The organism is Rhodovulum sulfidophilum DSM 1374, from assembly GCF_001633165.1.
Classification (GTDB): domain Bacteria; phylum Pseudomonadota; class Alphaproteobacteria; order Rhodobacterales; family Rhodobacteraceae; genus Rhodovulum; species Rhodovulum sulfidophilum.
In genome coordinates, this window is the sequence record NZ_CP015418.1 from 1,685,655 (window position 1) to 1,711,048 (window position 25,394).

21 protein-coding genes and 2 tRNA genes are annotated in these 25,394 nt (G+C 67.3%); 16 read left to right on the forward strand and 7 right to left on the reverse strand.

What is annotated here, in order from left to right; genetic code table 11:
* The 3 genes from A6W98_RS07985 (at position 1) to A6W98_RS07995 (ending at position 4,231) form a co-directional block, all read left to right on the forward strand.
* Positions 1–261 (forward strand): hypothetical protein, encoded by a 261-nt coding sequence (locus tag A6W98_RS07985; RefSeq protein WP_042460032.1) that lies wholly within the window; start codon positions 1–3, stop codon positions 259–261.
* Positions 258–2,951, forward strand: coding sequence for an ATP-binding protein (locus A6W98_RS07990; protein ID WP_155734755.1), 2,694 nt, complete (start codon positions 258–260; stop codon positions 2,949–2,951). Before A6W98_RS07985 ends, A6W98_RS07990 begins: the two co-directional genes overlap by 4 nt.
* A gap of 95 nt (positions 2,952–3,046) precedes the next feature.
* A complete protein-coding gene (locus A6W98_RS07995) occupies positions 3,047–4,231 on the forward strand; it encodes a FliM/FliN family flagellar motor switch protein (protein ID WP_042460035.1) in 1,185 nt (394 codons plus the stop codon).
* A gap of 33 nt (positions 4,232–4,264) precedes the next feature.
* On the opposite strand, the gene A6W98_RS08000 is transcribed toward A6W98_RS07995, so the two are convergent.
* A complete protein-coding gene (locus tag A6W98_RS08000; protein WP_231098403.1) occupies positions 4,265–4,735 on the reverse strand; it encodes a protein tyrosine phosphatase family protein in 471 nt (156 codons plus the stop codon).
* A 765-nt stretch (positions 4,736–5,500) separates the two neighbouring features.
* Here A6W98_RS08000 and A6W98_RS08005 point away from each other — a divergent pair.
* Together A6W98_RS08005 and A6W98_RS08010 are read left to right on the forward strand one after the other, a co-directional pair.
* Positions 5,501–5,713, forward strand: a complete 213-nt coding sequence (locus A6W98_RS08005) for a hypothetical protein (protein ID WP_042460038.1) — start codon at positions 5,501–5,503, stop codon at positions 5,711–5,713.
* Positions 5,714–5,860: 147 nt separating this feature from the next.
* Positions 5,861–7,972 (forward strand): enoyl-CoA hydratase/isomerase family protein, encoded by a 2,112-nt coding sequence (locus tag A6W98_RS08010; RefSeq protein ID WP_042460040.1) that lies wholly within the window; start codon positions 5,861–5,863, stop codon positions 7,970–7,972.
* Here the strand turns inward: A6W98_RS08010 and A6W98_RS08015 are convergent.
* Positions 7,959–8,174, reverse strand: a complete 216-nt coding sequence (locus A6W98_RS08015; RefSeq protein ID WP_042460044.1) for a hypothetical protein — start codon at positions 8,172–8,174, stop codon at positions 7,959–7,961. The genes A6W98_RS08010 and A6W98_RS08015 overlap by 14 nt on opposite strands.
* Before the next feature lie 126 nt (positions 8,175–8,300).
* Between A6W98_RS08015 and A6W98_RS08020 the strand changes: the two genes are divergently transcribed.
* The 4 genes from A6W98_RS08020 to A6W98_RS08035 all read left to right on the forward strand — a co-directional run bounded on the left by A6W98_RS08020 (position 8,301) and on the right by A6W98_RS08035 (position 11,489).
* Positions 8,301–8,582 carry a DUF2312 domain-containing protein gene (locus A6W98_RS08020; protein ID WP_042460048.1) on the forward strand — a complete coding sequence of 94 codons (282 nt, stop codon included), beginning with the start codon at positions 8,301–8,303 and terminating at the stop codon, positions 8,580–8,582.
* 247 nt (positions 8,583–8,829) lie between these two features.
* Positions 8,830–10,488: an ABC transporter permease gene (locus A6W98_RS08025; RefSeq protein WP_042460051.1), complete on the forward strand. Its 1,659-nt coding sequence runs from the start codon at positions 8,830–8,832 to the stop codon at positions 10,486–10,488.
* A gap of 54 nt (positions 10,489–10,542) precedes the next feature.
* Positions 10,543–10,617: transfer RNA gene (locus A6W98_RS08030), tRNA-Thr, on the forward strand.
* 608 nt (positions 10,618–11,225) lie between these two features.
* Positions 11,226–11,489 carry a hypothetical protein gene (locus A6W98_RS08035; protein WP_052677979.1) on the forward strand — a complete coding sequence of 88 codons (264 nt, stop codon included), beginning with the start codon at positions 11,226–11,228 and terminating at the stop codon, positions 11,487–11,489.
* Between the two features lie 342 nt (positions 11,490–11,831).
* Here the strand turns inward: A6W98_RS08035 and clpA are convergent, their stop codons facing one another.
* Both clpA and gloB read right to left on the reverse strand, forming a co-directional pair.
* Complete coding sequence (gene clpA, locus A6W98_RS08040) at positions 11,832–14,168, reverse strand: ATP-dependent Clp protease ATP-binding subunit ClpA (protein WP_042460054.1); 2,337 nt, start codon at positions 14,166–14,168, stop codon at positions 11,832–11,834.
* Positions 14,169–14,343: 175 nt separating this feature from the next.
* The gene (gloB, locus tag A6W98_RS08045; protein WP_042460056.1) at positions 14,344–15,105 is read right to left on the reverse strand and encodes a hydroxyacylglutathione hydrolase; all 762 of its coding nucleotides are present in this window, start codon (positions 15,103–15,105) and stop codon (positions 14,344–14,346) included.
* 68 nt (positions 15,106–15,173) lie between these two features.
* Here gloB and A6W98_RS08050 point away from each other — a divergent pair, with 68 nt between their 5' ends.
* From A6W98_RS08050 to A6W98_RS08075, 6 genes are all read left to right on the forward strand, one after another.
* Positions 15,174–15,920, forward strand: a complete 747-nt coding sequence (locus A6W98_RS08050; protein ID WP_042460059.1) for a class I SAM-dependent methyltransferase — start codon at positions 15,174–15,176, stop codon at positions 15,918–15,920.
* A gap of 277 nt (positions 15,921–16,197) precedes the next feature.
* Positions 16,198–16,758 (forward strand): F0F1 ATP synthase subunit delta, encoded by a 561-nt coding sequence (locus A6W98_RS08055; RefSeq protein WP_042460062.1) that lies wholly within the window; start codon positions 16,198–16,200, stop codon positions 16,756–16,758.
* Positions 16,759–18,297 carry a F0F1 ATP synthase subunit alpha gene (gene atpA / locus A6W98_RS08060; RefSeq protein ID WP_042460065.1) on the forward strand — a complete coding sequence of 513 codons (1,539 nt, stop codon included), beginning with the start codon at positions 16,759–16,761 and terminating at the stop codon, positions 18,295–18,297.
* Between the two features lie 21 nt (positions 18,298–18,318).
* Entirely contained in the window at positions 18,319–19,188 is an 870-nt protein-coding gene (locus A6W98_RS08065; protein ID WP_042460066.1) for a F0F1 ATP synthase subunit gamma, read from the forward strand.
* 18 nt (positions 19,189–19,206) lie between these two features.
* Positions 19,207–20,631 (forward strand): F0F1 ATP synthase subunit beta, encoded by a 1,425-nt coding sequence (atpD, locus tag A6W98_RS08070; RefSeq protein WP_042460068.1) that lies wholly within the window; start codon positions 19,207–19,209, stop codon positions 20,629–20,631.
* 57 nt (positions 20,632–20,688) lie between these two features.
* On the forward strand, positions 20,689–21,099 hold the full coding sequence (locus A6W98_RS08075) for a F0F1 ATP synthase subunit epsilon (RefSeq protein ID WP_042460070.1): 411 nt from the start codon (positions 20,689–20,691) through the stop codon (positions 21,097–21,099).
* Between the two features lie 807 nt (positions 21,100–21,906).
* On the opposite strand, the gene A6W98_RS08080 is transcribed toward A6W98_RS08075, so the two are convergent.
* Genes A6W98_RS08080 through A6W98_RS08090 form a run of 3 tightly spaced genes read right to left on the reverse strand, consistent with a single transcriptional unit; the run spans position 21,907 to position 25,008 of the window.
* Entirely contained in the window at positions 21,907–23,088 is a 1,182-nt protein-coding gene (locus A6W98_RS08080; RefSeq protein WP_042460073.1) for a vWA domain-containing protein, read from the reverse strand.
* Between the two features lie 53 nt (positions 23,089–23,141).
* Positions 23,142–24,521, reverse strand: coding sequence for a DUF2927 domain-containing protein (locus A6W98_RS08085; RefSeq protein ID WP_042460077.1), 1,380 nt, complete (start codon positions 24,519–24,521; stop codon positions 23,142–23,144).
* A gap of 40 nt (positions 24,522–24,561) precedes the next feature.
* Positions 24,562–25,008: a GNAT family N-acetyltransferase gene (locus A6W98_RS08090; RefSeq protein WP_406678855.1), complete on the reverse strand. Its 447-nt coding sequence runs from the start codon at positions 25,006–25,008 to the stop codon at positions 24,562–24,564.
* 289 nt (positions 25,009–25,297) lie between these two features.
* Between A6W98_RS08090 and A6W98_RS08095 the strand changes: the two genes are divergently transcribed.
* Positions 25,298–25,374, forward strand: a tRNA-Asp gene (locus A6W98_RS08095).
* Positions 25,375–25,394: the final 20 nt, after the last annotated feature.

Sequence of the window (25,394 nt, forward strand, 5' to 3'; positions counted from 1 at the left end):
ATGGCCCGCGCGCCGCTGTTCCTGGCCCGCGAGGGTTACCGGCGGCGTCGGCTTGCCGACATGGCGCGGCTCTTGCCGGTGCTGGGCGCGGCGCTGTTTCTGGTCCCCGCGCTCGATGCCGAGGACGGGCTCGGGGCGGGCATGCTGATCTATCTGTTCATCGCCTGGTTCTGGCTGATCCTGGCCTCGGCCTTTGTCTCGTCCCGCCTGGTCCGCGCCGCGCCGCGCGAGACGGCCGAGCCCTCCCGCGAGGCGCCATGATCGCCTTCGACATGCTCGTCGCGATCTGTCTCGTCTATGTCGCGCTTCTGTTCGGCGTCGCCTTTCTGGCCGAGCGCCGCGGGGCGCGCGGAAGCAATGGCTGGCTGCGCTCGCCCGTGATCTACACGCTGTCGCTGTCGGTCTACTGCACTGCCTGGACCTTCTACGGCGCTGTCGGCTACGCCGCGCGCTCGGGGCTTGAATTCGTCACCATCTATCTCGGGCCGACACTGGTCCTGATCGGCTGGTGGTGGACGCTGCGCAAGCTGGTGCGGATCGGCAAGACCCAGCGGATCACCTCGATCGCCGACCTGATCTCGTCGCGCTACGGCAAGTCGAACCTGCTGGGGGTCATCGTCACTCTGATCGCGGTGGTGGGCACGACGCCCTATATCGCGCTGCAGCTGCAATCGGTGACCCTGTCCTTCGCGGTCTTCGCCGCGGCGGGCACCAACGGGCCCTGGCAGCCCACCGATCTCAAGGCCGCGGCCTTCAGCGTGGCGGTCGGGCTTGCCGTCTTCACCGTGATCTTCGGCACCCGCAACCTCGATGCCAACGAGCGTCATCACGGCGTGGTCACCGCCATCGCGGTCGAGGCCGCGGTCAAGCTGGTCGCGCTGCTGGCGGTCGGGCTGTTCGTGGTCTGGGGGATCGGCGGCGGCGCCCAGGCGACACTGGCGCGGATCGAGGCCTCGCCGCTGGCGGGCATGCCGCTTGCGCCCGGCCGCTGGATCGGCCTGACCTTCCTGGCCGGGGCGGCGATCCTGACGCTGCCCCGGATGTTCCAGGTTCTGGTGGTCGAGAACGAGGACGAGCGTCATCTGGCCACCGCCGCCTGGGCCTTTCCGGCCTATGTCTTCCTGATGAGCCTGTTCGTGGTGCCGATCGCCGCGGTCGGTCTGGCCGAGATGCCGCCCGGCGCCAATCCCGATCTCTTCGTGCTGACCCTGCCGCTTGCCCGCGGCCAGGACGGGCTGGCGACGCTGGCCTTTCTGGGCGGGTTCTCCTCGGCCACCTCGATGGTGATCGTCGCGGCCATCGCGCTCTCGACCATGGTCTCGAACCATATCGTCATGCCGCTTTTCCTGCACTGGACGCGGGCGGGGGCCACCATGTCGGGCGATGTGCGCAATCTGGTGCTGCGGTCGCGGCGGCTCTCGATCGGGGGCGTCCTGCTTCTGGGCTATCTCTATTACCGGCTGACCGGCGGCAGCGAGGCGCTGGCCGAGATCGGGCTGATCTCCTTCGCGGGCGTGGCCCAGTTCCTGCCGGCGCTACTCGGCGGCATCCTGTGGCGCGGCGCGACCCGGGCCGGGGCGCTGGCCGGGCTGACGCTCGGCTTCGCGCTCTGGGCCTACACGCTGTTTTTGCCGAGCTTCGGCGAGGGGGCGGTGATGAGCGCGAGCCTTCTGGCGGACGGCCCCTGGGGGATCGGCTGGCTGCGTCCGCAGGGGCTGTTCGGGCTCGACGGGCTCGACCCGCTGGTCCATGCGGTGGTGTTTTCGATGGGGGTGAATGCGCTGGCCTTCACGCTGGTCTCGATGCTCGATTTTCCCGGCCCGATGGAGCGGCTGCAGGCGGCGCAATTCGTCAACGTCTTCGATCACTCTCCCTCCGGGCAGGGCTGGAGCCAGGGCCGCGCCGAGGCCGAGGACCTTTTGCTGATGGCCCAGCGCATCCTTGGCGCCGACGATGCCCAGAGGCTGTTCCAGCGGGCCGCGGTCGATCAGGGCAAGCAGGGTTATCTGCCCGACACCACCCCCGAATTCCTGCAGCGGCTGGAACGCAGGCTGGCCGGCTCGGTCGGCGCGGCCACGGCCCATGCGATGGTCGGGCAGATCGTCGGCCGGTCGTCGGTGTCGGTCGAGGATCTGATGAAGGTCGCCGACGAGACCGCGCAGATGATGGAATATTCGAGCCAGCTCGAGGCGAAATCCGAAGAGCTGTCCCGCACCGCGCGCCAGCTGCGCGAGGTCAACGAGAAGCTGACCGAGCTGTCGGTGCAGAAGGACGCCTTTCTCAGCCAGATCAGCCATGAGCTGCGCACGCCGATGACCTCGATCCGGGCCTTTTCAGAGATCCTGATGGAAAACGGCGATCTGCCGCCCGAGCGCCTGGTCGATTATTCCCGCATCATCCATCAGGAAAGCATGCGGCTGACCCGGCTGCTCGACGACCTGCTGGATCTGTCTGTGCTGGAAAACGGCCAGGTCTCGCTGCATCCGCAGCCGGTGAGCCTGTCCGATCTGCTCGACCGGTCGGTCGCGGCGGCAGGCGGGGGCTCGGGGCGGGCGCCGATGACGATCCGGCGCGATCCGGCCGCCGAGCGGGTGGCGCTGGTCACCGATGGCGATCGGCTGAGCCAGGTCTTCATCAATCTCGTCACCAATGCGCGGAAATACTGCGATGCCGCCGAGCCCGAGCTGACGATTTCGGTGACCGAGGAGGAGGGCGCCGTGGCGGTCGATTTCGTCGATAATGGCAGCGGCATCCCCGAACGCAGCCAGTCGATCATCTTCGAGAAGTTCTCGCGCCTGACCGACCCGCGCAAGGCCGGAGGCGCCGGGCTGGGGCTCGCGATCTGCCGCGAGATCATGGGGCGGCTCGGCGGCGCGATCGTCTATCTGCCGGGGCAGGGCGGGGCCGCGTTCCGGGTGACGCTTCCCAGGGGCTGCGCCGAGGCCGCCTGAAATCGGTCGCATTTTAGAGGCAACCCTTTCTAAACCTTGACCGGTTTATCACCGGGGAGAACCCATCGGGAACGGCGATCGAGAACGGACGCGACATGGCGGAAGACGGACATCATGCAATCCTGCGACGCATACTCGGCGAAGACCGGGTGTCGCTGGGCGGCGGCCGGGGCGGCGGCAATAACGGCGCGGCCGCGCTCAGGCTCGAAACGGCGCGGGCCATGCGCGATTCCTTCGGGCTGACCGCCCTGGTCGAGGAGTGCAAGGCCGACAGGGCAGGGCTGCCCGAGATCCAGGCGGAAATCGGGCCGGGTTCGCTGCCGATCCTACTGCGCACGTCCGACGGGCGGCTCGGCCTTGTGGTTTATTCCTCCGAGCTGGCGCTGGCGCTGCTCGAATGGCGGCTGATCGGGTTCCTGTCCGAAACCGCGCCGCCGGACCGGCCGCTGACCGCGACCGATGCGGCGGTGCTGGCCGATCTGACCGATCCTGTCCTCGACCGTTTCGGCCGGGCCATGAAAGAGGCCGATGGTGTCGACTGGGCCTCCGGCTATACCCAGGGTGCCCGGATCGACGATCCGCGCCATGTGCCGCTGATCATGGCAGCCGGACGCTACCGGCTTTACCGGCTGAGGCTGGTGGCCGGGCGCGGTCGCGCGGGCGGGCTGATCATCGCCTTGCCCGAGGCGGCGCCGGTCCTGCGCCCCAGAACCGCCGAAAATGTCGCGCGGCCCTGGCCCGAGGCGCTGCGCGCGGGCGTTCTCGGCGCCGAACTCACCCTCAACGCGGTGCTCTGGCGCAGCCGGGTCTCGGCTGCGGCCATCGCGCGGTTCCGCCCGGGCGATCTGATCCCGCTGCCAGCCGCGGCGCTGGGGGCGGTGCAACTCGAAGGGCCGGGCGGTGTCGCGATCGCGGGCGGACGGCTGGGGCAGGCGCATGGCGACCGGGCGGTCAAGCTCGACACCGAAAGTGGCGAGGCCGATGCGTCGGCCTTCGATGCCGGCCCCGCCGAGATCGGCGCGCTGGCCGCCTCCGGTCTGCCCGGTTCCGACCTGCCGATGGGCGAAGCGGGGGGCGGTCTGGACGACGCCGGCGGTTTCGATTTCGCCGCCGAGGGGCTCCCGGCCGACGGGCTCGATCAAGGGGGAGAGGATTTTCCCTTCGATCCGGCGGGGTTCGACAGCGATCTCGAGAATGCGCTTGAGAACGGCCTCGATGGGGGCGGGTTCGGCGCCGCGCCGCTCGACCTTTCCGAGGATTTTCCCTCCGTGTCGGCCTGACGGCGATAGGGCGGCAACAAAAGCGGGGCCGGATCAGCGCGCGGTCGCCAGCTCCTCGATCTGGGCCTCGAGGCCCGGCATGGCGAAACCCGCCCGTTCCAGCGCGGCCATGATGTCTGCCGTCGGCTTCCGCCCGGCCTGGGCCAGCGCCCAGATCACCGAAGACCGGAAGCCGGCCCGGCAATAGGCGAAGACCGGGCCGGGAAGCGCGCCCATCGCCTCGGTCTGCGCCGCGATCATGGCGGGCGTGATCGGCGCATGGCGCACCGGGATCGCGGCAAAGCCGAGACCTGCTGCCCGGGCCGCCGCTTCCATCGCGGCTGCCGAAGCGTCCGCCGCGACCTCTTCATCGGGCCGGTTGCAGATCACTGAGCGGAAACCTGCCTGTGCCAGCACCGCCAGGGTTTCAATCCCGGGTTGTGGCGCTGCGGCGAATTCCTTGTCCAGCCACATCATCGGGGGCAGATCCAGCCCCTCGGCATTGCGGTTCATGTCTTCTGCCATGGCGGTTCGCCCCCTCTTTTCGTGGAATCGTTCCAGCCCACAATCGCGGCTTTCCGGCCGAGGCGCAATGCGCGGTCCTTCGCGGTTTGATATGTGTCAATGCCGGTTTTTCGCCATGATGTCACAGGCCTCTGGCCGGGCATTCTGCGGTCTAAGCATGGCGAACCATGGCGAGGCGGCGTTACCGCAAGCGCCGGTTTCCGACGCGGCGGACCAGGCTGGGGCGGGTGGCTCCACGATATCGGGACTGAACCGCGACCTGCGCCAATCCAGGGGCCGGGTTGAACTTGTGGTTGAGCGTGAGGAGGATGAGGTGTTGCAGGGGTTGGACCGTCGGGGGAGGGCCGGGTTTCGTCCGGTCCGTGCAGCCCTCGCGCGAATCGAAAGCGGCGGTTACGGTTTTTGCGTGCGCTGCGGCGAGGGGGTCGCGGAAGGGCGGCCGGATGCGGGTTTCGCAACGCCATTTTGCCGCATCTGCGCCCGATAGGGGCCGCTGTATAGGAACCGTCCGATGAGCCAAACGAGCCGACACAGCCGTATGCCAGCATTTTCCAACAGCGCCGCCCCCGACGAAACCCGCGCCCTGATCCGGGCCCGGATCGAGAGCCTTCTGAGCAGCAGAGCCGTGGCCAGCCAGGTCGGCCGGCAGTTGCGCACCAAGGGCTGCTGCAGCCCCTGGGCGGCTGCGTCTGCCGCGGCCGACGAGCAGGATGGGCAGGCCCATGAGGCCGCGCAAGCCTGCACAACCAGGACAGGGAGACAGGGATGGCGTTCGAACAGCTCAAGGCAGGGATCGCACTGATCCTCGAGGAGATCGAGAAGCGGCCCGAGGACCGTCACGTCCTGCAGGAGGAACTGCGCGGCAAGATCGCCGAATTGCGTGCGCTCGGCATGCCCGTGCCCGAAGATATCCTGCGGCTCGAGCGGGAGCTCGAGGATGACGGCTCGGACGATCTCTACGACGACATGCCGGTTTGAGCCCTCGCCGTTCCGGCGCCGCTTGCGGTCGTCCGGTCGCGGCGGGATGTTGCGTTTCGGGCCGGAGCGCCCCCTAATGGTCGCCGGATGAATTCTGGTCCGGGCGGTCGCGCCGCTCCGGAACCGTGACGGACGGGGGATCGAAGAATGGCGCCTCTCTTGGCGGTGGAGCATCCGGCGCCGGGTGTGGTGCGCCTGGTTCTGGACGCGCCGCCCGACAATGTCCTGACCGCGCCGTTGCGCGATGCGCTGGATGCCGGTCTGACCGCAGCTCTTGCCGCAGGATCTACGCGGGCGGTGATGATCGCCGCGCGGGGGACGGTGTTTTCGGCCGGTGCATCTCCCGCGCCCTCCGGAATGGCGGCCCCGCTTGGTGCGATCTGCGGGCGGATCGATGCGGCCGAGGTGCCGGTGGTCGCCTTGCTGCCCGGGCCTGCCACGGGGCCGGGCTGCGAATTGGCGCTTGCCTGCCATTATCGCGTGGCCACGCGCACGGCCGCGCTGTGCCTGCCCGATATCGCGCTGGGGCTGCCGCCGCAGGCCGGAACCACGTCGCGGCTGCCGCGTCTGACCGATCCGGTGACGGCGCTCGAGTTGATGCTGTCGGCGCGGCCGCTCGGCGCCAGCCGCACGCGGCAGGCGGGGCTCCTCGACGCGCTGGTCGACGGCGATCTGGATGCGGCGGGGCTGCGCTTCGTGCTGGGGCTTCTGGTCGAAGGTGCCGGTCCGCGTCCGGCGCCCTCGCGTCCGATGCCGGAATTCCGGGCGCTGCAGGCGCTGTTGCAACGGCTGCGTGCCGGGACCGGCCCCGAAGGGGCGGTTCGGGCAAGGCGGGCGGTTCTCGACTGCGTCGAGGCCGCGGCGATGATGCCTGCCGAGGCGGCGCTGGCCTTCGAGGAGGCTGCGGTCGAGGACTGCCGCGACAGTGCCGTCCATCGCGCCTTGTGCCATCTCGCCGAGGCCGAGCAGGCCCTGACGGCGCGCGCGCGCGACTGGGCCGAAGCCGGGCCCGCGCCGCGCCGGGTCGGGATCTGGGGCTGGGGGCCGCAGGCGGCGGCGCTGGGGGCGGCGCTGCTGACGGCCGGGCCTTCGGTCAGGCTGGGCGCGCCGGATGCGGCGACGCTCGGCCTCGGGCTCGTCGAGATCGAGGCCCTGCTCGACGCGGCGCGGCTGACGGCGGGCTGGGACGAGGCGACGCGGGTGCGGTACCGCTCGCGGCTGTCGGCAGGTCCGGGGCCCTCGGCCTTGACCGGATGCGACGCGATGATCGAGGCCGGTTCCGGAACGATGAGCGATCGGCAGACGCGGTTTCCCGATCTTGCCCGTGTGGCCGCGCCCGGGGCGGTGCTGGCGGCGACCGGCGGGCCGGCGAGCCCCTCGGCCCTCGGCGCCCCGGCCGGACGCGAGGCCGATACGGTCTGGTTTCACCTGCCCGAGGCGGTGCCGGGCTGTCGTCTGGCCGAGGTGATCCGCTCGCCCCGCACCGGCCCGCGCCCGGTCGCGGTCTTCGGCGCGCTGGCCCGGCGGCTCGAACGGCTGGTGCTGGTCGCCGAGCGCGAAAGCCCGTCGCTGGTCCTGTTGCTGGGGGCCTTGGACGCGGCCGATGGAATGGTCGAGGCCGGGGCCGCGCCGGCTGCGGTCGATGCGGCGATGGAGGCCTGGGGCATGGCGCTCGGCCCCTACCGGATGGCCGACCGGCTGGGGCTGTCGCAGCTGTTGGCGCTGCGTCGCCGTCAGCCCGGGGGCGACGATCCCGAACTGCGGCCGGTGCTGATCCTCGGTCAGCTCGTGCGCGAGGGCCGCGAGGGGTATCTGGCCGGGCGGGGCTATTACCGCTACGTTGCGGGCGGGGCGGCCGAGCCCGATCCCCAGGTCGCGGAGATTGTCGCCGCCGCGCGCGAGGTCCTGGCGGTCGGGACGTTGCGGGACTTTGCCGAGGCCGAGATCCAGGCCCGGGTGCTGGCCGGGATGGTTCAGGCCGGGGCGGCGCTGCTGAGACGGGGCGGCGTGAGCTCTGCGGCCGAGCTTGACCTGGCGGCGGTCCATGGGCTCGGGGTCGCGCGCTGGCGTGGCGGGCCGATGCGGGCGGCCGACGAGGCCGGGTTGCTGTCGGTGCGCAAGACCCTGCGCGCGCTGGCCGCCGAGCGCCCGCGTGGCGGGATCTGGGACCTCGATCCGCTGCTTGCCGAAACGATCAAGAACGGGCGCGAGCTGGCCTCGGCGGTAGCGCCAGGGCGGGGCGCGCTCAGCCCAGCATGATGCCGACGACGACCATCATCAGGCCGATTGCCGAAAGCGCCAGCGCGGCCATGTTCTTGGCCACCGCCTTCTGCAGCCGGGCGCGTATCTCGGGCTCGGGCAGGCCGCTGTTGCGCGCGCCCAGCATGTCGCGGATGCACCAGAAGATGCCCGCAAGACCCAGCACCGACACGGCCGCCCCGGCCCAGATCAAAGCTTCCATGGCAGTCTCCTCGCTCGATTGGCGCCCCCGCGCCTAGTCGAACCGTTCCTTGCGCGCAAGGGTCTTGCGGCCCGCAAGGGCCTTCGCTACGTCAGGACCCCGAGCAAGCAGAAGGACACAGGCCCGATGGAGATCGAGGACGAGCAGGACGATACCCGCTCCGCCGACAGTAGCTACCGCGTCACCGCCGGCGAGCTGCGCCAGTTCATCGAACGGTTCGAGCGGCTGGAGGCCGAGAAGAAGGATCTCGCCGACCAGCAGAAGGAGGTCATGGCCGAGGCCAAGGCGCGCGGCTATGACACCAAGGTGATGCGCAAGGTGATTTCGCTGCGCAAGCGCGACAAGGAGGACATCGCCGAGGAAGAGGCGATCCTCGAGCTTTACAAGGAAGCGCTGGGCATGGCCTGAGGCCGCGCGGGCGGAGAACCGCCCCCGCCTCGCGCTGCGGCGGCGCCCTTGCTTTTTCGTCAGGTCGGGGTCGGCCGGTCGGGGCGCTGGCCGGAGCGCCGTCTCGGGTCGGCCGGTCTTCTTCCTCAGATGGAACCTGAAACGTCGCCGGGACAGGCCGTCGTAACAAGCCCCGGGGGGCTTGCCCGCGCCTGGGCCGGGTTGCGCATTCTGGACAGGATTTGCGCTTTGCGCTACCCAAGGCGGCATGTCTGACCAAATCGCTCGACTAAGCCCGCTGCGCCGGGTCCGGTTGCGGCCCGACCCATGGTCGCTGGGCGCACTGGTGATTGCGGCCCTGGTGCTCATGCCGATCCTGTCGGTGTTGGTTCTGGCCCTGACGCCAGAGGAGAACATCTGGCCGCATCTGATCTCGACCACGCTGCCGCGCTATCTGGGCAATACCGTCACGATGATGGCCGGGGTGGCGGTGCTGGCCTCGGCGGTGGGGGCGGGGGCGGCCTGGCTGGTCTCGATGTACCGCTTTCCCGGCGTGCGCTGGCTCGAATGGCTGTTATTGCTGCCGCTGGCGATCCCGGCCTATGTCGGCGCCTATGCGCTGGTCGATTTCCTCGAATATGCCGGGCCGGTGCAGACCGGGCTTCGGACGCTCTTCGGCTGGCACAACGCACGGGATTACTGGTTCCCCGAGATCCGCTCGCGCGGGGCGGCCGTTCTGGTGCTGTCGGCGGCGCTGTATCCCTATGTCTATCTGCTGTCGCGGGCGGCCTTCCGCGAACAGTCGGGCGCGTCCTATGAGGTCGCCCGGGCGCTGGGCGCGGGGCCGCTGGCGCTGTTCTGGCGGGTCGGGCTGCCGCTGGCGCGTCCGGCCATCGCCGCGGGCGCGGCCATCGCAATGATGGAGACGGTCAACGATTTCGGCGTGGTCGAGTATTTCGCGGTCCAGACCCTGACCGCCGGCATCTTCTCGGTCTGGCTCGAGGGCGGCAATGCCGGAGGCGCGGCGCAGATCGCGGGGGTGATCCTGGCGGTGATCCTTGCGCTGGTTGCGCTCGAGAAGGTCAGCCGCCGCAATCTGCGCTTTCACAATCTGGGCCGCCATCACCGTCCGCTGGTGCCGGTGCCGCTGGAGGGGGCCGCGGGCTGGGCGGCGACCGCCGCCTGCGCGCTGCCGGTCGCCACCGGCTTCGTGCTGCCCGTGGGCGTGATCCTCAGCCATGCTCTGGCCAATAGCGGAGGCTGGGCCGATCCGGGGCTGGTCCGGGCACTGATCCACACGCTCAGCGCCGGCGGTATCGCGGCGGTGCTGACGGTCGCTGCGGGGCTTTTTCTGGTCTATGGCGTGCGGCTGACCGGCCGGGCGCTGCCGCGGCTGCTCTTGCCGGTCACGACCATCGGCTATGCGGCGCCGGGCGCGGTGCTGGGGGTGGGGCTGCTGATCCCGATGGCGGCCGCCGACAATGCGCTGGCCGATACCTGGGTCGGGCTTTTCGGCGTCGATCCGGGGCTTTTGATGACCGGCTCGGCTTTCGCCATCGTCTATGCCTATGCGGTGCGGTTCTTTGCCATCGCGCAGGGGGCGGCCGATGCGGCGATGGGGCGGATCGCCCCGAGCCTGCCGATGGCGGCGCGCTCGCTCGGTCGCAGCGCGCGCGGGACGCTGACCGCGGTCTATCTGCCGCTGATCCGGACCTCGGTCGGCACCGCGCTGCTTCTGGTTTTCGTCGATTGCGTGAAAGAGCTTCCGGCGACCTTGCTGCTGCGGCCGTTCAACTACAACACCCTCGCCACGCGGGTCTATGACAAGGCCAGCCTCGAGAACCTGGCCGATGCCGCGCCGGCGGCGCTTCTGGTCTGTCTGGTGGGGCTGGTGGCGGTCGGGCTTCTGGCGCGCGCCAATCGCTGAGCCGCGGCCGCCGCTTGCGCGGTCGCGTCCCGCCATGATAGGAGAGGCGGCGTTGCCCCTATAGCACAGCGGTAGTGCAGCGGTTTTGTAAACCGAAGGTCGGGAGTTCAAATCTCTCTGGGGGCACCATTTTTCCGTCCAGGCCTGTCAGGCCTCCTGAAGCCTTGCAGGCCAAGGCTTTTAAACCTTCATAGCCATTAATTCCGGCAGTTTCCCGGAGGCGTGGCAAAGCCCCGCCGAAGCACTGTTTGCTTCATGGTGGAGTTCCTATCGTTATGAATGTTCTAGGGGCTTGATGGGAAACGGAGCGCTGGTTTCCTGCATTCCCCCAGCCTTGCTTTGGTCGACAGCACCGGCATTCGCGTCCGCGGCAACAGCGGATGGCTGGCTTGAAGGCATGGCGCCTTCCGCCGGAGGCAATGGCTGAAGGTCTTCATTGGCATTGACCCTGCGACCGGCGGCATAGGGGCGGTCGAGGTCAAATCGCGCTGCCACGGGGCAGACTTCTGCTGCCGGAGTTGATGGCGCATATTCACCGGCGCGAAAAGATCGCTCTCGTTCCTGCGGCATGGCACCTTTGACACATGACGATGCCATGCCGCGATCATCGCGGTGGATGCCGAGCCGCTCGGGCTTCCTTCGGGCCAATCGCCGTCATGCCCTTATGTCCGCTCCGGCGAAACGGACGCGCCTGGAAGGAAGGCTGTGCGGCGGCGCCTGGCATTTTCAATGGACCAATGGCGGAGAACGCCGCGCCGCGAAATGAGGTCCTGCGTGCGGCGCGGCTCCTCGGACTGTTCCTCCGGAAGGCGGGGGCCGACGGTTGTGTTCGAAACCGGCTCGAGGCCCGGATGTCGTACCGCAAGCGCTTCGACGAGCGGGCCCTGTTCCGATTCCCTGTCGGCCAGAGCGCCGAAATCCTGATCTGCCTTTCCATCGTGAGGCTCTTCAACGCCCCAGGCAGGGCGGAAATCGAAGCCATCGCCCGAACGAGCAGTTGAAGGGGCTGTTCAGCACGAATGCTGAATTGCGCAGCATCGCCCGGGAAATGCCACTTTCGGCCGGAGCGGGCTGGCGACCCGGCAGTAGGAGGGCGCGCCTGCTTTTTCCGACCGCTTTTTGGGGACGAGCGGGGCAGCCTTGGATCGGCGTTTCAACTGGGCCGTGTTTCGTCCGGAGCCAGAAGGGCCGTACCCATCGCATGTGGCGAATAAAGGCCTGTTGCGCGGGCTAATGGCTTGCCGCGGGGATAGGAATGGCGGTGGGCTGTGCGGGAAAGGAAAACCCGCGGCGGGTGTGGGGCCGCCGCGGGAACATGGTTGGGCTTGGCGCCTTTCTGGCGCTTATTCCGCCGTCAGAAGAGGCGGCTTCTTCGAAGAGTCGAGGCGGCGTTTCTCCGGTTCCTCGATCTTCAGGTCGATTTCTCCATCCCGGACACCGACCTTCACCACGCCGCCTTTGGCGAGCTTGCCGAACAACAGCTCTTCGGCCAGCGGCTTCTTGATCGTTTCCTGGATGACGCGGCCCAGCGGGCGGGCGCCCATCTTGTCGTCATAGCCCTTGTCGGCCAGCCATTCGGCGGCGGGCCGGGTCAGTTCGATGGTGACGTTGCGGTCCATCAGCTGGGCTTCGAGTTGCAGCACGAATTTCTCGACGACCTGCAGGATGGTTTCTTTCGGCAGCGGCGCAAAGGAGATCACCGCATCGAGCCGGTTGCGGAACTCGGGCGTGAAGGTCCGCTCGATGGCGGCCGTATCCTCGCCCTCGCGCCGGTCGCGGCCGAAGCCGATGGCGGCCTTGGCCTGTTCGGCGGCCCCCGCATTCGAGGTCATGATCAGGATCACGTTGCGGAAATCGACCTGCCGACCGTTATGGTCGGTCAGCTTGCCGTGATCCATCACCTGCAGCAGGATGTTGAACACATCCGGATGCGCCTTCTCGATCTCGTCGAGCAGCAGGACGCAATGCGGGTTCTGGTCGACACCGTCGGTCAGCATCCCGCCCTGGTCGAAACCGACATAACCCGGGGGGGCGCCGATCAGACGGCTGACGGCATGTTTCTCCATGTATTCCGACATGTCGAAGCGCAGCAGTTCCACCCCGAGGCTGGACGCCAGTTGCTTGGCGACCTCGGTCTTGCCGACACCCGTGGGGCCGGCGAAGAGGTAGTTGCCGATGGGCTTTTCGGGCTCGCGCAGACCGGCCCGGGCCAGCTTGATCGAGGCCGAGAGCGCCTCGATCGCCTTGTCCTGACCGAAGACCACGCGCTTGAGGGTGGTTTCCAGATCCTTCAGCAGCTTGGCATCGTCCTTCGAGACGTTCTTCGGCGGGATCCGGGCGATCTTGGCCACCACGGCCTCGATCTCGCGGGGGCCGATGGTCTTGCGGCGCTTGCTTTCGGCGATCAGGTGCTGGGCGGCGCCGGCCTCGTCGATCACGTCGATGGCCTTGTCGGGCAGCTTGCGGTCATGGATATAGCGCGCGGCCAGTTCCACCGCCGACTTGATGGCGTCGGAGGTGTATTTGACCTCGTGATGCTCTTCGAAATAGGGCTTGAGCCCCTTGAGGATCTTGACCGCGTCCTCGACCGAGGGCTCGGTCACGTCGATCTTCTGGAACCGGCGGCTGAGTGCGCGGTCCTTTTCGAAATGCTGGCGGAACTCCTTGTAGGTGGTCGAGCCCATGCAGCGCAGCTTGCCGCCCTGCAGCGCGGGTTTCAGAAGGTTCGAGGCATCCATGGCCCCGCCCGAGGTTGCGCCCGCGCCGATCACGGTATGGATCTCGTCGATGAAGAGGATCGCGTCGGGGTGATCCTCAAGCTCGGTCACGACCGCTTTCAGCCGCTCCTCGAAATCGCCGCGATAGCGGGTGCCGGCCAAGAGCGCCCCCATGTCGAGCGCGAAGATCGTGGCCTTCGACAGCACCTCGGGCGTCTCGCCGCCGACGATCTTGCGCGCGAGCCCTTCGGCGATGGCGGTCTTGCCGACGCCCGGGTCGCCCACCAGAAGCGGGTTGTTCTTGCGGCGACGACACAGCACCTGGATGCAGCGCTCGACCTCCTGGTCGCGGCCGATCAGCGGGTCGATATCGCCCTTGCGCGACTTGGCGTTGAGATTGACGCAATACTTGGCCAGTGCGGATTCCCTTGCCTCGCCGCCTTCGGGCTGCGCGGCGCCGGCCTGCGGCTCCTCCTCGAATTCCGAGGCGCCGGTGACCGGGCGATGTTCGCCGAAGGACGGGTCCTTGGCGACGCCATGGGCGATGAAGTTGACGGCATCGTAGCGCGTCATCTCCTGTTCCTGTAGGAAATACGCGGCGTTCGATTCGCGTTCGGCAAAGATCGCGACCAGCACATTGGCCCCGGTGACCTCGGTCCGGCCCGAGCTCTGGACATGGATCGCGGCGCGCTGGATCACCCGTTGGAACGCGGCCGTTGGCACCGCTTCCGAGCCTTCGATATCGGTCACGAGCGTTGCCAGTTCGTCTTCGATGAACTCGGTAAGGGTCTTGCGCAACTCCTCGAGATCGACCGAGCAGGCCTTCATCACCTTGGAGGCGTCGGGCTCGTCGATCAGTGCCAGGAGAAGGTGTTCGAGAGTGGCGAGTTCGTGGCGACGCGCATTGGCTTGGGCCAGCGCAGCGTGAATGGCTTGCTCGAGAGTGTTTGAGAATGAAGGCACGGGACGTGCTCCTTTCCTTCTGTGGCAGAGGCGGGCATTGCCGTCCCTCTACCTTTGCTCCTTAGGATTAAGTTTTGGTGTTTGTTGGCCTGCTTCAAGTTTTTTCTGTTCAAAACCTGGACACCGTCCCCAGATCGCCCGGTTTTTCGGCAGGCCCGCCGCCACGGCGCGGGCCTCAGAACCGGTCCTTGCGCGCGCGGATCTCTGCAAAGACCTCGATGTCGCCTTCGGTTTCCATGCCGAGCGCCTTCCTCAGCTCGGGCCGGTCGGCGCGCAGGAACGGGTTCGTCTCGAGTTCGACGGCAAGCGGTACCGGAACTGTCGGGCGGCCCTCGGCGCGCAGTCTGTCAATTTCCTCGGAGCGGGCGCGAAGCGCGGCATTGCCGGGCTCGACGGTCAGGGCGAAGCGGGCATTGGAGGATGTATATTCATGGCCCGAGAACACAAGGGTCTCGGGCGGGAGCGAGGAAAGTTTCTTCAGGCTGTCCCACATCATCGCGGGCGTGCCCTCGAACAGCCTGCCGCAGCCCAGCGCCATCAGGCTGTCGGCGGTGAAGACCGCATCCCCGGCGGCAAACCGATAGGCGACATGGCCCAGCGTGTGGCCCGGCACCGCGATCACATCGGCCGCAATCGGGCCTTCGCCGACCCGGTCGCCCTCGGACAGCGCCCGGTCGAGCGGTGGCAGCCGGTCGGCTTCGGCCGCCGGGCCCATCACCTTGGCGCCGAAGCGCGCGCGCAGCTCGGCCACGCCCTCGACATGGTCGTGATGGTGATGGGTGATCAGAATCGTGTCGAGCGCCCAGCCGCGGGTCTCGAGCGCAGCGGCGATCGGACCGGCCTCGGGCGCGTCGATCAGAACGGCCCCGCCGGGGCCCTTGACCAGGTAGGCGTAGTTGTCGTCGAGACAGGGCACGGTGACGATTTCTAAGGGCATGGCATTCTCGTCCGTCTTGGTTATTCTTGCGTTCCGAGGCCCGAAGCCCGGAGGCAGCGCAGGCGGCAATGCATCTCGACGTTCTGGACCTGAGGAACTTCTACTACCGTACCAATCTGGGGCGCGTGGCGCAGAGGGCAATCCGCGAACAGGTGCGCGAGATCTGGCCCGCGGCCAAGGGGCAGACGGTGGCGGGCTTCGGCTTCGCGGTGCCGCTGCTGCGGCCGCTGCGGACCAGCGCCCGCCGGGTGGTGGCGCTGATGCCGGGCCAGCAGGGGGTGATGCCCTGGCCGGCCGGCGAGGAGAATGTCTCGCTGCTTTGCGAAGAGACCGCCTGGCCGCTGCCCGACGGGTTCGTCGACAAGCTGATCCTGTTGCACGGGCTCGAGACCAGCGAGCATCCGGCCGCGGTGCTGGAAGAATCGCTGAGGGTGCTGCGGCCCGGGGGCAGGGCGCTTTTCATCGTGCCGAACCGGTCGGGGCTCTGGGCGCGACGCGACGGAACGCCTTTCGGATTCGGCCGCCCCTACAGTTCCGGCCAGCTCGAGGCGCAATTGCGTCAGCACGGTTTCGAACCCGAAGCGCATCGGGCCGCGCTTTTCTCGCCCCCGACCTCCAGGCGATTCTGGCTTAAAACCGCGTCCATTTGGGAAAATGCGGGGCAACGCATGTCTGCCTATTATGCGGGCGGAGTGCTTATGGTCGAGGCGACGAAACGGGTCTATCGGCCGACCGGGCTGCCGACGAAAGACGGGCTGCCGCGCCCGCTGCGCATTCTCGACGCGCTGCCCCAGCCCGGCGCCGAACCGGCCTGAGAGCCCAGCGGATATGGCGTTCTGCGCCCGGTTCGGGGCTGCTTCGGCCATCCGACGCGGCCCGGGGCCGGAGGCTGTCCGGGGTTTCGGGCCGGGTATGTGCCGGAGCTGTGGCGTGCGCGTCACATTCTGCCGTTCTAGGCGGTTGCGAGGTCAATCCTCCTCTGCTACACCCACGCCGATTTCAGAGCGTGCCCGTGAGGGCGCGCCGCTTGATCTGCCCCGTCCGGGTCTTTAACGGGCATGCGAGGGGCCTTAAGACATCGGAAGGGTTGACGTGTCCGAACCAGCTTCGATTTCGTCCGGCATTGCCAAGCGCTATGCCACCGCGCTGTTTGAGATTACCAAGGAAGCCAATGCCATTCCCGCACTCGAGGCCGATGTCGATGCGCTCGACGCGGCGCTGCTCGAAAGCGGGGATTTTCGTGACCTGATTTCGTCGCCCGTCTATTCGCGGGATCAGCAATCGCGCGCAGTCGGCTCGATTGCGTCGAAAATGGGGCTGGGGCAGGTTCTGTCCAATACGCTGCAGCTGATGGGCTCCAAGCGCCGCCTGTTCGTGCTGCCGCAGATGGTGACGGAGCTTCGCGCGCTGATCGCCGAGGCCAAGGGCGAAGTCAGCGCCGAGGTCGTTTCGGCCAGGCCGCTGAGCGATGCGCAGCGCAAGGCCCTGGCCACGGCGCTGAAGCAGAACGCCGGCAAGGACGTCAAGATCAATGCTTCCGTCGATGAAAGCCTCATCGGCGGCCTTATCGTTAAACTGGGCTCGAAGATGATCGACACCTCGATCCGCGCGCGCCTCAGTGCACTCCAGAACACCATGAAAGAGGTCGGATAAATGGGTATCCAAGCAGCTGAGATCTCTGCGATCCTCAAGGAGCAGATCAAGAATTTCGGTCAGGAGGCCGAAGTTGCAGAGGTAGGCCGCGTGCTGTCGGTGGGTGACGGCATTGCCCGTGTCCATGGCCTCGACAACGTCCAGGCGGGCGAGATGGTCGAGTTCCCGGGCGGTATCCGCGGCATGGCGCTGAACCTCGAGGTCGACAATGTCGGCATCGTGATCTTCGGTTCCGACCGCGCCATCAAGGAAGGCGATGTCGTCAAGCGCACCAACTCGATCGTGGACGTGCCCTGCGGCGACGCGCTGCTGGGCCGCGTGGTCGACGCGCTGGGCAATCCGATCGACGGCAAGGGCCCGATCGCGACCACCGAGCGCCGCATCGGCGACGTCAAGGCGCCGGGCATCATCCCGCGCAAATCGGTGCATGAGCCGATGGCCACCGGCCTGAAATCGGTCGACGCCATGATCCCGGTCGGCCGCGGCCAGCGTGAGCTGATCATCGGCGACCGCCAGACCGGCAAGACCGCCGTCGCGCTCGACACCATCCTGAACCAGAAAACCTACAACGAAGCCGCGGGTGACGACGAGAGCAAGAAACTCTACTGCGTCTATGTCGCCATCGGCCAGAAGCGTTCGACCGTTGCGCAGCTGGTGAAGAAGCTCGAGGAAACCGGCGCGATGGCCTATTCCATCATCGTCGCCGCCACCGCCTCGGACCCGGCGCCGATGCAGTATCTCGCCCCCTATACCGCGACCGCCATGGGCGAATTCTTCCGCGACAACGGCCGCCACGCGCTGATGATCTATGACGATCTGTCGAAACAGGCCGTCGCCTACCGTCAGATGTCGCTGCTGCTGCGCCGTCCGCCGGGGCGTGAAGCCTATCCGGGCGACGTGTTCTACCTGCACTCCCGCCTGCTGGAACGTTCGGCCAAGATGAACGAGGATCACGGCGCCGGGTCGCTGACCGCGCTGCCGATCATCGAAACCCAGGCGGGCGACGTGTCGGCCTATATCCCGACCAACGTGATCTCGATCACCGACGGTCAGATCTTCCTGGAAACCGACCTGTTCTACCAGGGCATCCGTCCGGCCGTGAACACCGGCCTGTCGGTGTCGCGGGTGGGCTCCTCGGCCCAGACCAACGCGATGAAATCGGTCGCCGGCCCGGTGAAACTGGAACTGGCGCAGTATCGCGAGATGGCGGCCTTCGCCCAGTTCGGCTCCGACCTCGACGCCTCGACCCAGAAGCTGCTGAACCGCGGCGCGCGCCTGACCGAGCTGATGAAACAGCCGCAATACTCGCCGCTGACCAATGCCGAGATCGTCTGCGTGATCTTCGCCGGGACGCAGGGCTATCTCGACAAGGTCGCGGTCAAGGATGTGACCCGCTACGAGTCCGACCTGCTGAACTTCCTGCGCAGCAAGAAGCAGGATCTGCTGGACGACATCACCAACAACGACCGCAAGGTGAAGGGCGAGCTCGAGGACAAGATCCGCGCCGCGCTGGACGAATTCGCCAAGAACTTCGCCTGAGCGTGGATGGGATCGGGATAGATGCCTAGCCTCAAGGACCTCAAGAACCGGATCGCCAGCGTCAAGTCGACGCGGAAGATCACGAAGGCCATGCAGATGGTCGCGGCGGCCAAGCTCCGCCGCGCCCAGGAAGCCGCCGAGAATGCGCGTCCCTATGCCGCGCAGATGGAAAAGGTCATGTCCGGACTCGCGGCTTCGGCCACGGGGGCGGCCAATGCGCCGAAACTCCTCGTCGGCACCGGCTCCGAGAAGGTGCACCTCCTGGTCGTCATGACGGCCGAGAGGGGCCTTTGCGGCGGCTTCAACTCGTCGATCGTGCGTCTGGCGCGCCACAAGGCGCAGGACCTCATCGCCGAGGGCAAGACCGTCAAGATCCTGACCGTGGGCCGCAAGGGCCGCGAGCAGCTGAAACGCGACCTTGGCGACCATTTCGTCGGCCATGTCGATCTGAGCGAGGTCAAGCGCATCCGCTACGGCAATGCGCGCGAGATCTGTCAGGACATCATCGGCCGCTTCGAGGCGGGCGAGTTCGATGTCGCGACGCTCTTCTTCAGCCGCTTCAAGTCGGTGATCACCCAGGAACCGACCGCCCAGCAGATCATCCCGGCCGTCTTCGACGAACCCGAGGACAGCTCGACCATGTATGATTACGAACCCACCGAGGGCGAGATCATGGCCGAGCTTCTGCCCCGCGGGGTGGCGACCCAGATCTTCGCCGCGCTCCTCGAGAACGGCGCCTCCGAACAGGGCGCGCGGATGTCCGCCATGGACAACGCGACCCGGAACGCGGGCGACATGATCGACAAGCTGAACCTCGAGTACAACCGCTCGCGTCAGGCTGCGATCACCAAGGAGCTGATCGAAATCATTTCGGGCGCCGAGGCGCTCTAACGGAACCGGAGAAACGACATGGCAAATGCTGTAGGCAAGGTCACTCAGGTGATTGGCGCCGTGGTCGACGTTCAGTTCGACCAACACCTGCCCGAAATTCTGAACGCGCTTGAAACCGAGAACAACGGCAAGCGGCTGGTGCTGGAAGTGGCCCAGCACCTCGGCGAAAACACCGTGCGCACCATCGCCATGGACGCGACCGAAGGTCTCGTGCGCGGCGCCAAGGTGACGGACCTGGAAAAGCCGATCTCGGTGCCGGTGGGCGATGCCACCCTCGGCCGCATCCTGAACGTGATCGGCGAGCCGGTCGACGAAAAGGGCCCGGTGCATGCCACGGAAACCCGTGCCATCCACCAGCCGGCGCCTGAATTCGCCGAACAGTCGACCTCGTCCGATATCCTCGTGACCGGCATCAAGGTCATCGACCTGCTGGCGCCCTATTCCAAGGGCGGCAAGGTCGGCCTCTTCGGCGGCGCCGGTGTGGGCAAGACCGTTCTGATCATGGAACTGATCAACAACATCGCCAAGGTGCACTCGGGCTATTCGGTGTTCGCGGGCGTTGGCGAACGGACCCGTGAAGGCAACGACCTCTATCACGAGATGATGGAGTCGAACGTCATCAAGATCGACGATCTGTCGCAATCCAAGGTGGCGCTGGTCTATGGTCAGATGAACGAACCGCCGGGAGCCCGGGCCCGCGTCGCGCTGACCGGCCTGACGCTGGCCGAGCAGTTCCGCGACCAGTCCGGCACCGACGTGCTGTTCTTCGTCGACAACATCTTCCGCTTCACCCAGGCGGGGTCCGAGGTGTCGGCGCTTCTCGGCCGTATTCCCTCGGCCGTGGGCTACCAGCCGACGCTGGCGACCGACATGGGCGCGCTGCAGGAACGCATCACCTCGACCAAGCGTGGCTCGATCACCTCGGTTCAGGCGATCTACGTGCCCGCGGACGACCTTACCGACCCGGCGCCTGCCACCTCGTTCGCCCACCTCGACGCCACCACCGTTCTGTCGCGTGCGATCTCGGAACTCGGCATCTATCCGGCGGTGGACCCGCTCGACTCGACCTCGCGGATCCTCGATCCGGCCGTCGTCGGCGAAGAACATTACCAGGTGGCGCGCGACGTGCAGGGCATCCTGCAACGCTACAAGTCGCTGCAGGACATCATCGCCATCCTCGGCATGGACGAGCTGTCGGAAGAGGACAAGCTGACCGTGGCCCGCGCCCGGAAGATCCAGCGGTTCCTCAGCCAGCCCTTCGACGTGGCGAAGGTCTTCACCGGTTCGGACGGCGTCCAGGTGCCGCTTGAAAAGACCATCGCGTCGTTCAAGGCGGTCGTGGCCGGCGAATACGACCACCTGCCCGAAGCCGCCTTCTACATGGTGGGCGACATCGACGAGGTGGTTGCCAAGGCCGAGAAGATGGCGGCCGACGCGGCCTGATAGGGGTTTCGGCTCCGGGCGGTTCGTCCGCCCGGAGCCTGCTTGCAAGGAGGCAACATGGCCGACACGATGCAATTCGATCTGGTGGCGCCGGAACGCCGCGTGGCCTCGGAAAAGGCGACCTCGGTCGTCATCCCGGGCTTCGAGGGCGACCTGACTGCGATGCCCCAGCACGCGCCCCTGATCACGACCCTGCGCCCCGGCCTGCTGGAGGTCTTCTCCGAGTCCGGATCGCGGAAATATATCGTCACCGGCGGTTTCGCCGAGATCACCGCCGAAAGCGCCACGGTTCTTGCCGAGCGCTCGCATCCGGTCGAGGATGTGACCCAGGAGATGATCGACGAGATGGTCGCCGAGGCCCGCGCGGCCGCCCGTGACGCCCATCCCGATCTGGTCGACGCTGCGGCCAGGATGCTGGCCGATATGGTGGCGATGGGCACGCATATGGGCTTCGAGCCCCAGGCCTGAGGCCCAAGGCTCCGACGTTCCGAAAAGGGTCCGCGTTTGCGGGCCCTTTTTCATATGCGGTGCCCCCCGGGGCGGTTGCTGTGGCACGCGGGGTGCGGGCGTCCGGCCCGGGTGTGCAGGCGTGCGTTTCCGGGGCATGCGCGACCACCTAGCAGGTCGCTGAAAAAGTCATACGACGAAGGCGTTGGTATCAGAACACCCCATTCACGGTTTCTCTCGTTGCGTTGTACGGAGCTCTTCGTGCTGGGGGCCGGTGAATCTGACGACAATGGTCGCCGCAAGACGTTTTTTCAGCGGCTTGCTAGCGGGCTGCGGGCACAATCCCTGAGAGGCGGCAGGGAGACGTTCTGTGCCCGGCAGGCATCGCACCCGCGGCTGACACGAGGGCTTGCTTGGCGCCGCAATGGCGCCCGGCCGGTTTCGTGCTCCCGTCCGGCGGTGGCGCCCGTAGGCACGACACACGTTTCCGGTGGTTTCCGGTCTGCGCTGCAATCGAGCCGTGACTGATCACGGCACCCGGCGCCTGTCTTCCTGTCGCTTGGCCGCATGCCCTTGCTCCCGGACGGCTAGCCGCTTGGCAGGCCCGCGGTTCGAGCCTGGTTCTTTTTGGTGGCGGACCGCGCAATCTCGTTGGCCCTGCACTCCGCGTGGTGGTGGCGAAGCGACTCGGATGCATCGGCCGGTCTCGACGCTGCAAATCAGCGAGGGAAAAGGACCGGCGGCTCTGGTGCCTTGAAGCGGCAGGGGCCCTCGGACAGGGGAAGGCCCGCACTTCGGTCCGGAACCGCGGCAGCGGATCGCAGGCTACTACCCGAGCGACTTCATTCCCCGCTCGATCCCGTCGAGGGTCATCGGCACCATCCGGTCCTCGAAGATCTCTCGGATCATGCCGATCGACTGGGTATATTGCCAATGCTGCTCGGGCACCGGGTTGATCCAGAGGTGGTCGGGCCATTGCGCACGGGCGCGTTCCAGCCAGACTTGGCCGGGCTCGGCGTTCCAGTGTTCGTTGGCGCCGCCCGCGAAGGCGATCTCGTAGGGCGACATGCTGGCATCGCCGACGAAGATGCACTTGTAGTCGGGCCCGTAGGTCCGCAGCACCTCCCAGGTCGGCGTGACCCGGTCCCAGCGGCGCCGGTTGTTGCGCCAGACGCCCTCATAAAGGCAGTTGTGGAAGTAATAATGCTCGAGATGCTTGAACTCGGCGCGCGCGGCCGAGAACAGCTCCTCGACCACCCGGATATGGTCGTCCATCGACCCGCCGACATCGAGGAACAGCAGCACCTTGACGGCATTGTGCCGCTCGGGCCGGGTCCTGACGTCGAGATAGCCGCGGTCGGCGGTCGCGCGGATCGTGCCGTCGAGGTCGAGCTCCTCGCGGGCGCCGTCGCGGGCCCAGCGGCGCAGCCGTTTCAGCGCCACCTTGATGTTGCGGGTGCCAAGCTCGACCGAATCATCGAGATTGCGGAACTCGCGGCGGTCCCAGACCTTGACCGCGCGGCGGTGGCGGCTTTCGTCCTGACCGATCCGGACCCCCTCGGGATTGTAGCCGTAAGCCCCGAAGGGCGAGGTTCCGGCGGTGCCGATCCACTTGTTGCCGCCCTGATGCCGCTCCTTCTGTTCCTTCAGACGCTCCTTGAGCGCTTCCATCAGCTTGTCGAACCCGCCCATGGCCTCGATCTCGGCCCGCTCCTCGGGGCTGAGATGGCCTTCGGCCAGCTTGCGCAGCCAGTCCTCGGGCAGCTCGAGCGCCTCGAGCACCTCGCCCGGATCGATCTGCTCGAGCCCGCCGAAGCTTTCGGCGAAGGCCCGGTCGAAGCGGTCGAGCTGGCGCTCGTCCTTCACCAGCGCGGTGCGGGCGAGATAGTAGAAGCCCTCGGGGTCATAGGTGACGAGCCCGGCCTTCATGCCGTCGAGAAAGCTCAGATACTCGCGCAGCGAGACCGGGATGCCGCAGGTGCGGAGGGTCTGGAAGAAGGGCAGAAACATGGATCAAGGATAGGGCCGCCGGGCGCGCTCGGAAAGGGGCAAGCGCGCCCCGCCTAATCGGACCGGGCCGGGTTCAGCCAGGCGATCTCGGCGATCCGGGCCCGTATCTCGTCTTCCGAGCCAAGGCCGTAGCGGGCCCAGCCAAGCGCATCGCGCCGGGTGGCGCCTGCTTCGGCATCGCGGCCGAGCATGTCGAGCGCCTCGGCCTTCATCAGAAGCATGGAGGCCAGGAGCGCCGCGTTCTCGCCGCTGCGAGCATCGGCGAGATGGCCGTCGATCAGGGCGATGGCTCTTTGAGGTCGGTCGCCCGACAAGGCGAAGGCGGCGATATGCATGGCGACATGGGCCGATTGCACCCGCGTCACCGGATTGGCGGCATAGATCTTTCCGGCTTCGAGGAAGGCCGCGAGCGAGGCCTCGCTTGCATTCCGGTTGAGCGACAGGCGACCGAAGGCGAACAGACTGAAGGCCAGCCGGGTGTCGCGCCAGCCCTGGTTGCGGGCGATCTCGATTGCGGTGCGGGCCGCCGTCACCCGGCGCGAGGAAGATGTCCGGGGCCCGAGCGCGGTCTCGATGGCGTCGATCCAGGCCCGCGGCGTGGGCGGGAGCGGCCCGGAGACGCCGATTCGTCCGCCGCGCGGATTGAGCCGTGCGAGAAGTCCGGGCAGCACCCGCTCGGCCTCCTGCCGGGTGGTGCCGTTCCCGAGTTCGGGCGCGTAATAGGCGCGCAGGATCAGCATGTCGAAGCCGGTCAGGACGGTGTGGAAATTGTCGTCGTTGAAGACCGAGTCGGGCAGCCGGTAAAGATCGTTCAGCGGGCCGATGGCCTGTGCGAGTTCCTCATGCAGGCAGTCGCGCACTTCCTGCGGGCTGACATCGCCGGGAATGAATATCGCCACCCGCTCGCGGCGGGCCAGCGTCGTCCAGTCGACCTCGTCCGAGCGGCGGCCGCGGCGGTACTCGTTCCAGGACGAGATGCGCGGCACGACGAAACAGGCGGCCTGCGGTACCAGTCGCTGAAGCTTCGCCCGGGGAAGGAACTCGATGGTGACCTTGGCCCCGGCATCGGCTGCAACGCGGCGGATATCGATCCCGGCCTCGCGGCGGAGCCGCGCCAGAAGTGCTGCGAGATCGGGCTCGGCCGCCGGTGGCACCGGGCCTGCGACGCGCAGGGTGATCGGTTCCTCGAACCGGGTCATGTAGGGCAGGGGGCGCCCGCTTTCCATCCGGAAGGCGAGATCGAGGAAGTCCCGGGCGATGGTGGCGTTCGAGCGCCAGGGCGGTGTCACGCGGTGGCTGGCGAAGGTTTTCATCGGCGGTAGGTCGGTCGGGACCGGTGGATGGCGGGCGGCCAGATCCGGCCCCGTGGCGGTGCACCCCGCAAGCGCGAGGGCCAGGACGAAGCCGCCTATCCGTGACCCGTGTCGCGACATCGCCGTCCGGGCGGGCCCGGGGCCGCCTCGGCGGGGGGCGTCAGCCGCGGACATATTTCACGAAGGCTGTGGACTGGCCGATGCGGTCGTAAAGCTGTCGTGCGGTGTCGTTGAATTCCTGGGTCAGCCAGTAGACCGAGGGCGTGCCGCGGGAATCGGCCACGGCATAGACCGCCTCGATCAGCGCCCGTCCGACGCCGCGGCCGCGGACCTCGGGATCGGCATAGAGGTCTTGCAGATAGCAGACATTTTCAGGCTTCCAGCAATGGCGGTGGAAGATGAAATGCACGAGCCCGACCGCGCGGCCATCGATCAGCGCGAGTCGGCAGCCCATGTTCGGGTCGCCGCCATGCAGCAGCCGGGCGAAGGTGATGTCACAGGTCTCGGCCGGAACCGCGCTGTCATAGAAATCGAGATAGGCGGTCCAGAGTCGGCGCCAACTGGCGATGTCTTCGGGGCGAAGCGGACGGACGAGAAGGTCGGTCACGATGGGGCCTTTCGCGGCGAGCAGGGAGGAATCCGACTCCTGCATCTTGCGAGACCGGCGCGGGCTTCACAAGGTAGGGTGGTCGTGACTGGCGAAGGGCGGCGCGGGGCGTGTCATTGCGACCAGGGACGCGCCTTCGGCACCGGCGTTTCAGGGGCTTTTGCCCGGGTCTGGCGGTGGTTGCGAAAAAACCCGTGCCGAAGGCGGAAGAATTGCGTCCGGAGGCGCTTGACGGGGGCTCTGGGCGTCAATAAAAGGCACGTCACGCCGGGCGAGCCCGGAAGGCGCTGCGGTTGTAGCTCAGTTGGTTAGAGTACCGGCCTGTCACGCCGGGGGTCGCGGGTTCGAGCCCCGTCAACCGCGCCACCGCCTTCCTGTCTGTCCTG

Coding starts and splice junctions, on each gene's coding strand:
- A6W98_RS07985 (WP_042460032.1), top strand. CDS start 1: ATGGCCCGCGCGCCGCTGTTCCTGGCCCGCGAGGGTTACCGGCGGCGT.
- A6W98_RS07990 (WP_155734755.1), top strand. CDS start 258: ATGATCGCCTTCGACATGCTCGTCGCGATCTGTCTCGTCTATGTCGCG.
- A6W98_RS07995 (WP_042460035.1), top strand. CDS start 3,047: ATGGCGGAAGACGGACATCATGCAATCCTGCGACGCATACTCGGCGAA.
- A6W98_RS08000 (WP_231098403.1), bottom strand. CDS start 4,735: ATGGCAGAAGACATGAACCGCAATGCCGAGGGGCTGGATCTGCCCCCG.
- A6W98_RS08005 (WP_042460038.1), top strand. CDS start 5,501: ATGGCGTTCGAACAGCTCAAGGCAGGGATCGCACTGATCCTCGAGGAG.
- A6W98_RS08010 (WP_042460040.1), top strand. CDS start 5,861: ATGGCGCCTCTCTTGGCGGTGGAGCATCCGGCGCCGGGTGTGGTGCGC.
- A6W98_RS08015 (WP_042460044.1), bottom strand. CDS start 8,174: ATGGAAGCTTTGATCTGGGCCGGGGCGGCCGTGTCGGTGCTGGGTCTT.
- A6W98_RS08020 (WP_042460048.1), top strand. CDS start 8,301: ATGGAGATCGAGGACGAGCAGGACGATACCCGCTCCGCCGACAGTAGC.
- A6W98_RS08025 (WP_042460051.1), top strand. CDS start 8,830: ATGTCTGACCAAATCGCTCGACTAAGCCCGCTGCGCCGGGTCCGGTTG.
- A6W98_RS08035 (WP_052677979.1), top strand. CDS start 11,226: ATGGCGGAGAACGCCGCGCCGCGAAATGAGGTCCTGCGTGCGGCGCGG.
- gloB (WP_042460056.1), bottom strand. CDS start 15,105: ATGCCCTTAGAAATCGTCACCGTGCCCTGTCTCGACGACAACTACGCC.
- A6W98_RS08050 (WP_042460059.1), top strand. CDS start 15,174: ATGCATCTCGACGTTCTGGACCTGAGGAACTTCTACTACCGTACCAAT.
- atpA (WP_042460065.1), top strand. CDS start 16,759: ATGGGTATCCAAGCAGCTGAGATCTCTGCGATCCTCAAGGAGCAGATC.
- A6W98_RS08065 (WP_042460066.1), top strand. CDS start 18,319: ATGCCTAGCCTCAAGGACCTCAAGAACCGGATCGCCAGCGTCAAGTCG.
- atpD (WP_042460068.1), top strand. CDS start 19,207: ATGGCAAATGCTGTAGGCAAGGTCACTCAGGTGATTGGCGCCGTGGTC.
- A6W98_RS08075 (WP_042460070.1), top strand. CDS start 20,689: ATGGCCGACACGATGCAATTCGATCTGGTGGCGCCGGAACGCCGCGTG.
- A6W98_RS08080 (WP_042460073.1), bottom strand. CDS start 23,088: ATGTTTCTGCCCTTCTTCCAGACCCTCCGCACCTGCGGCATCCCGGTC.
- A6W98_RS08085 (WP_042460077.1), bottom strand. CDS start 24,521: ATGTCGCGACACGGGTCACGGATAGGCGGCTTCGTCCTGGCCCTCGCG.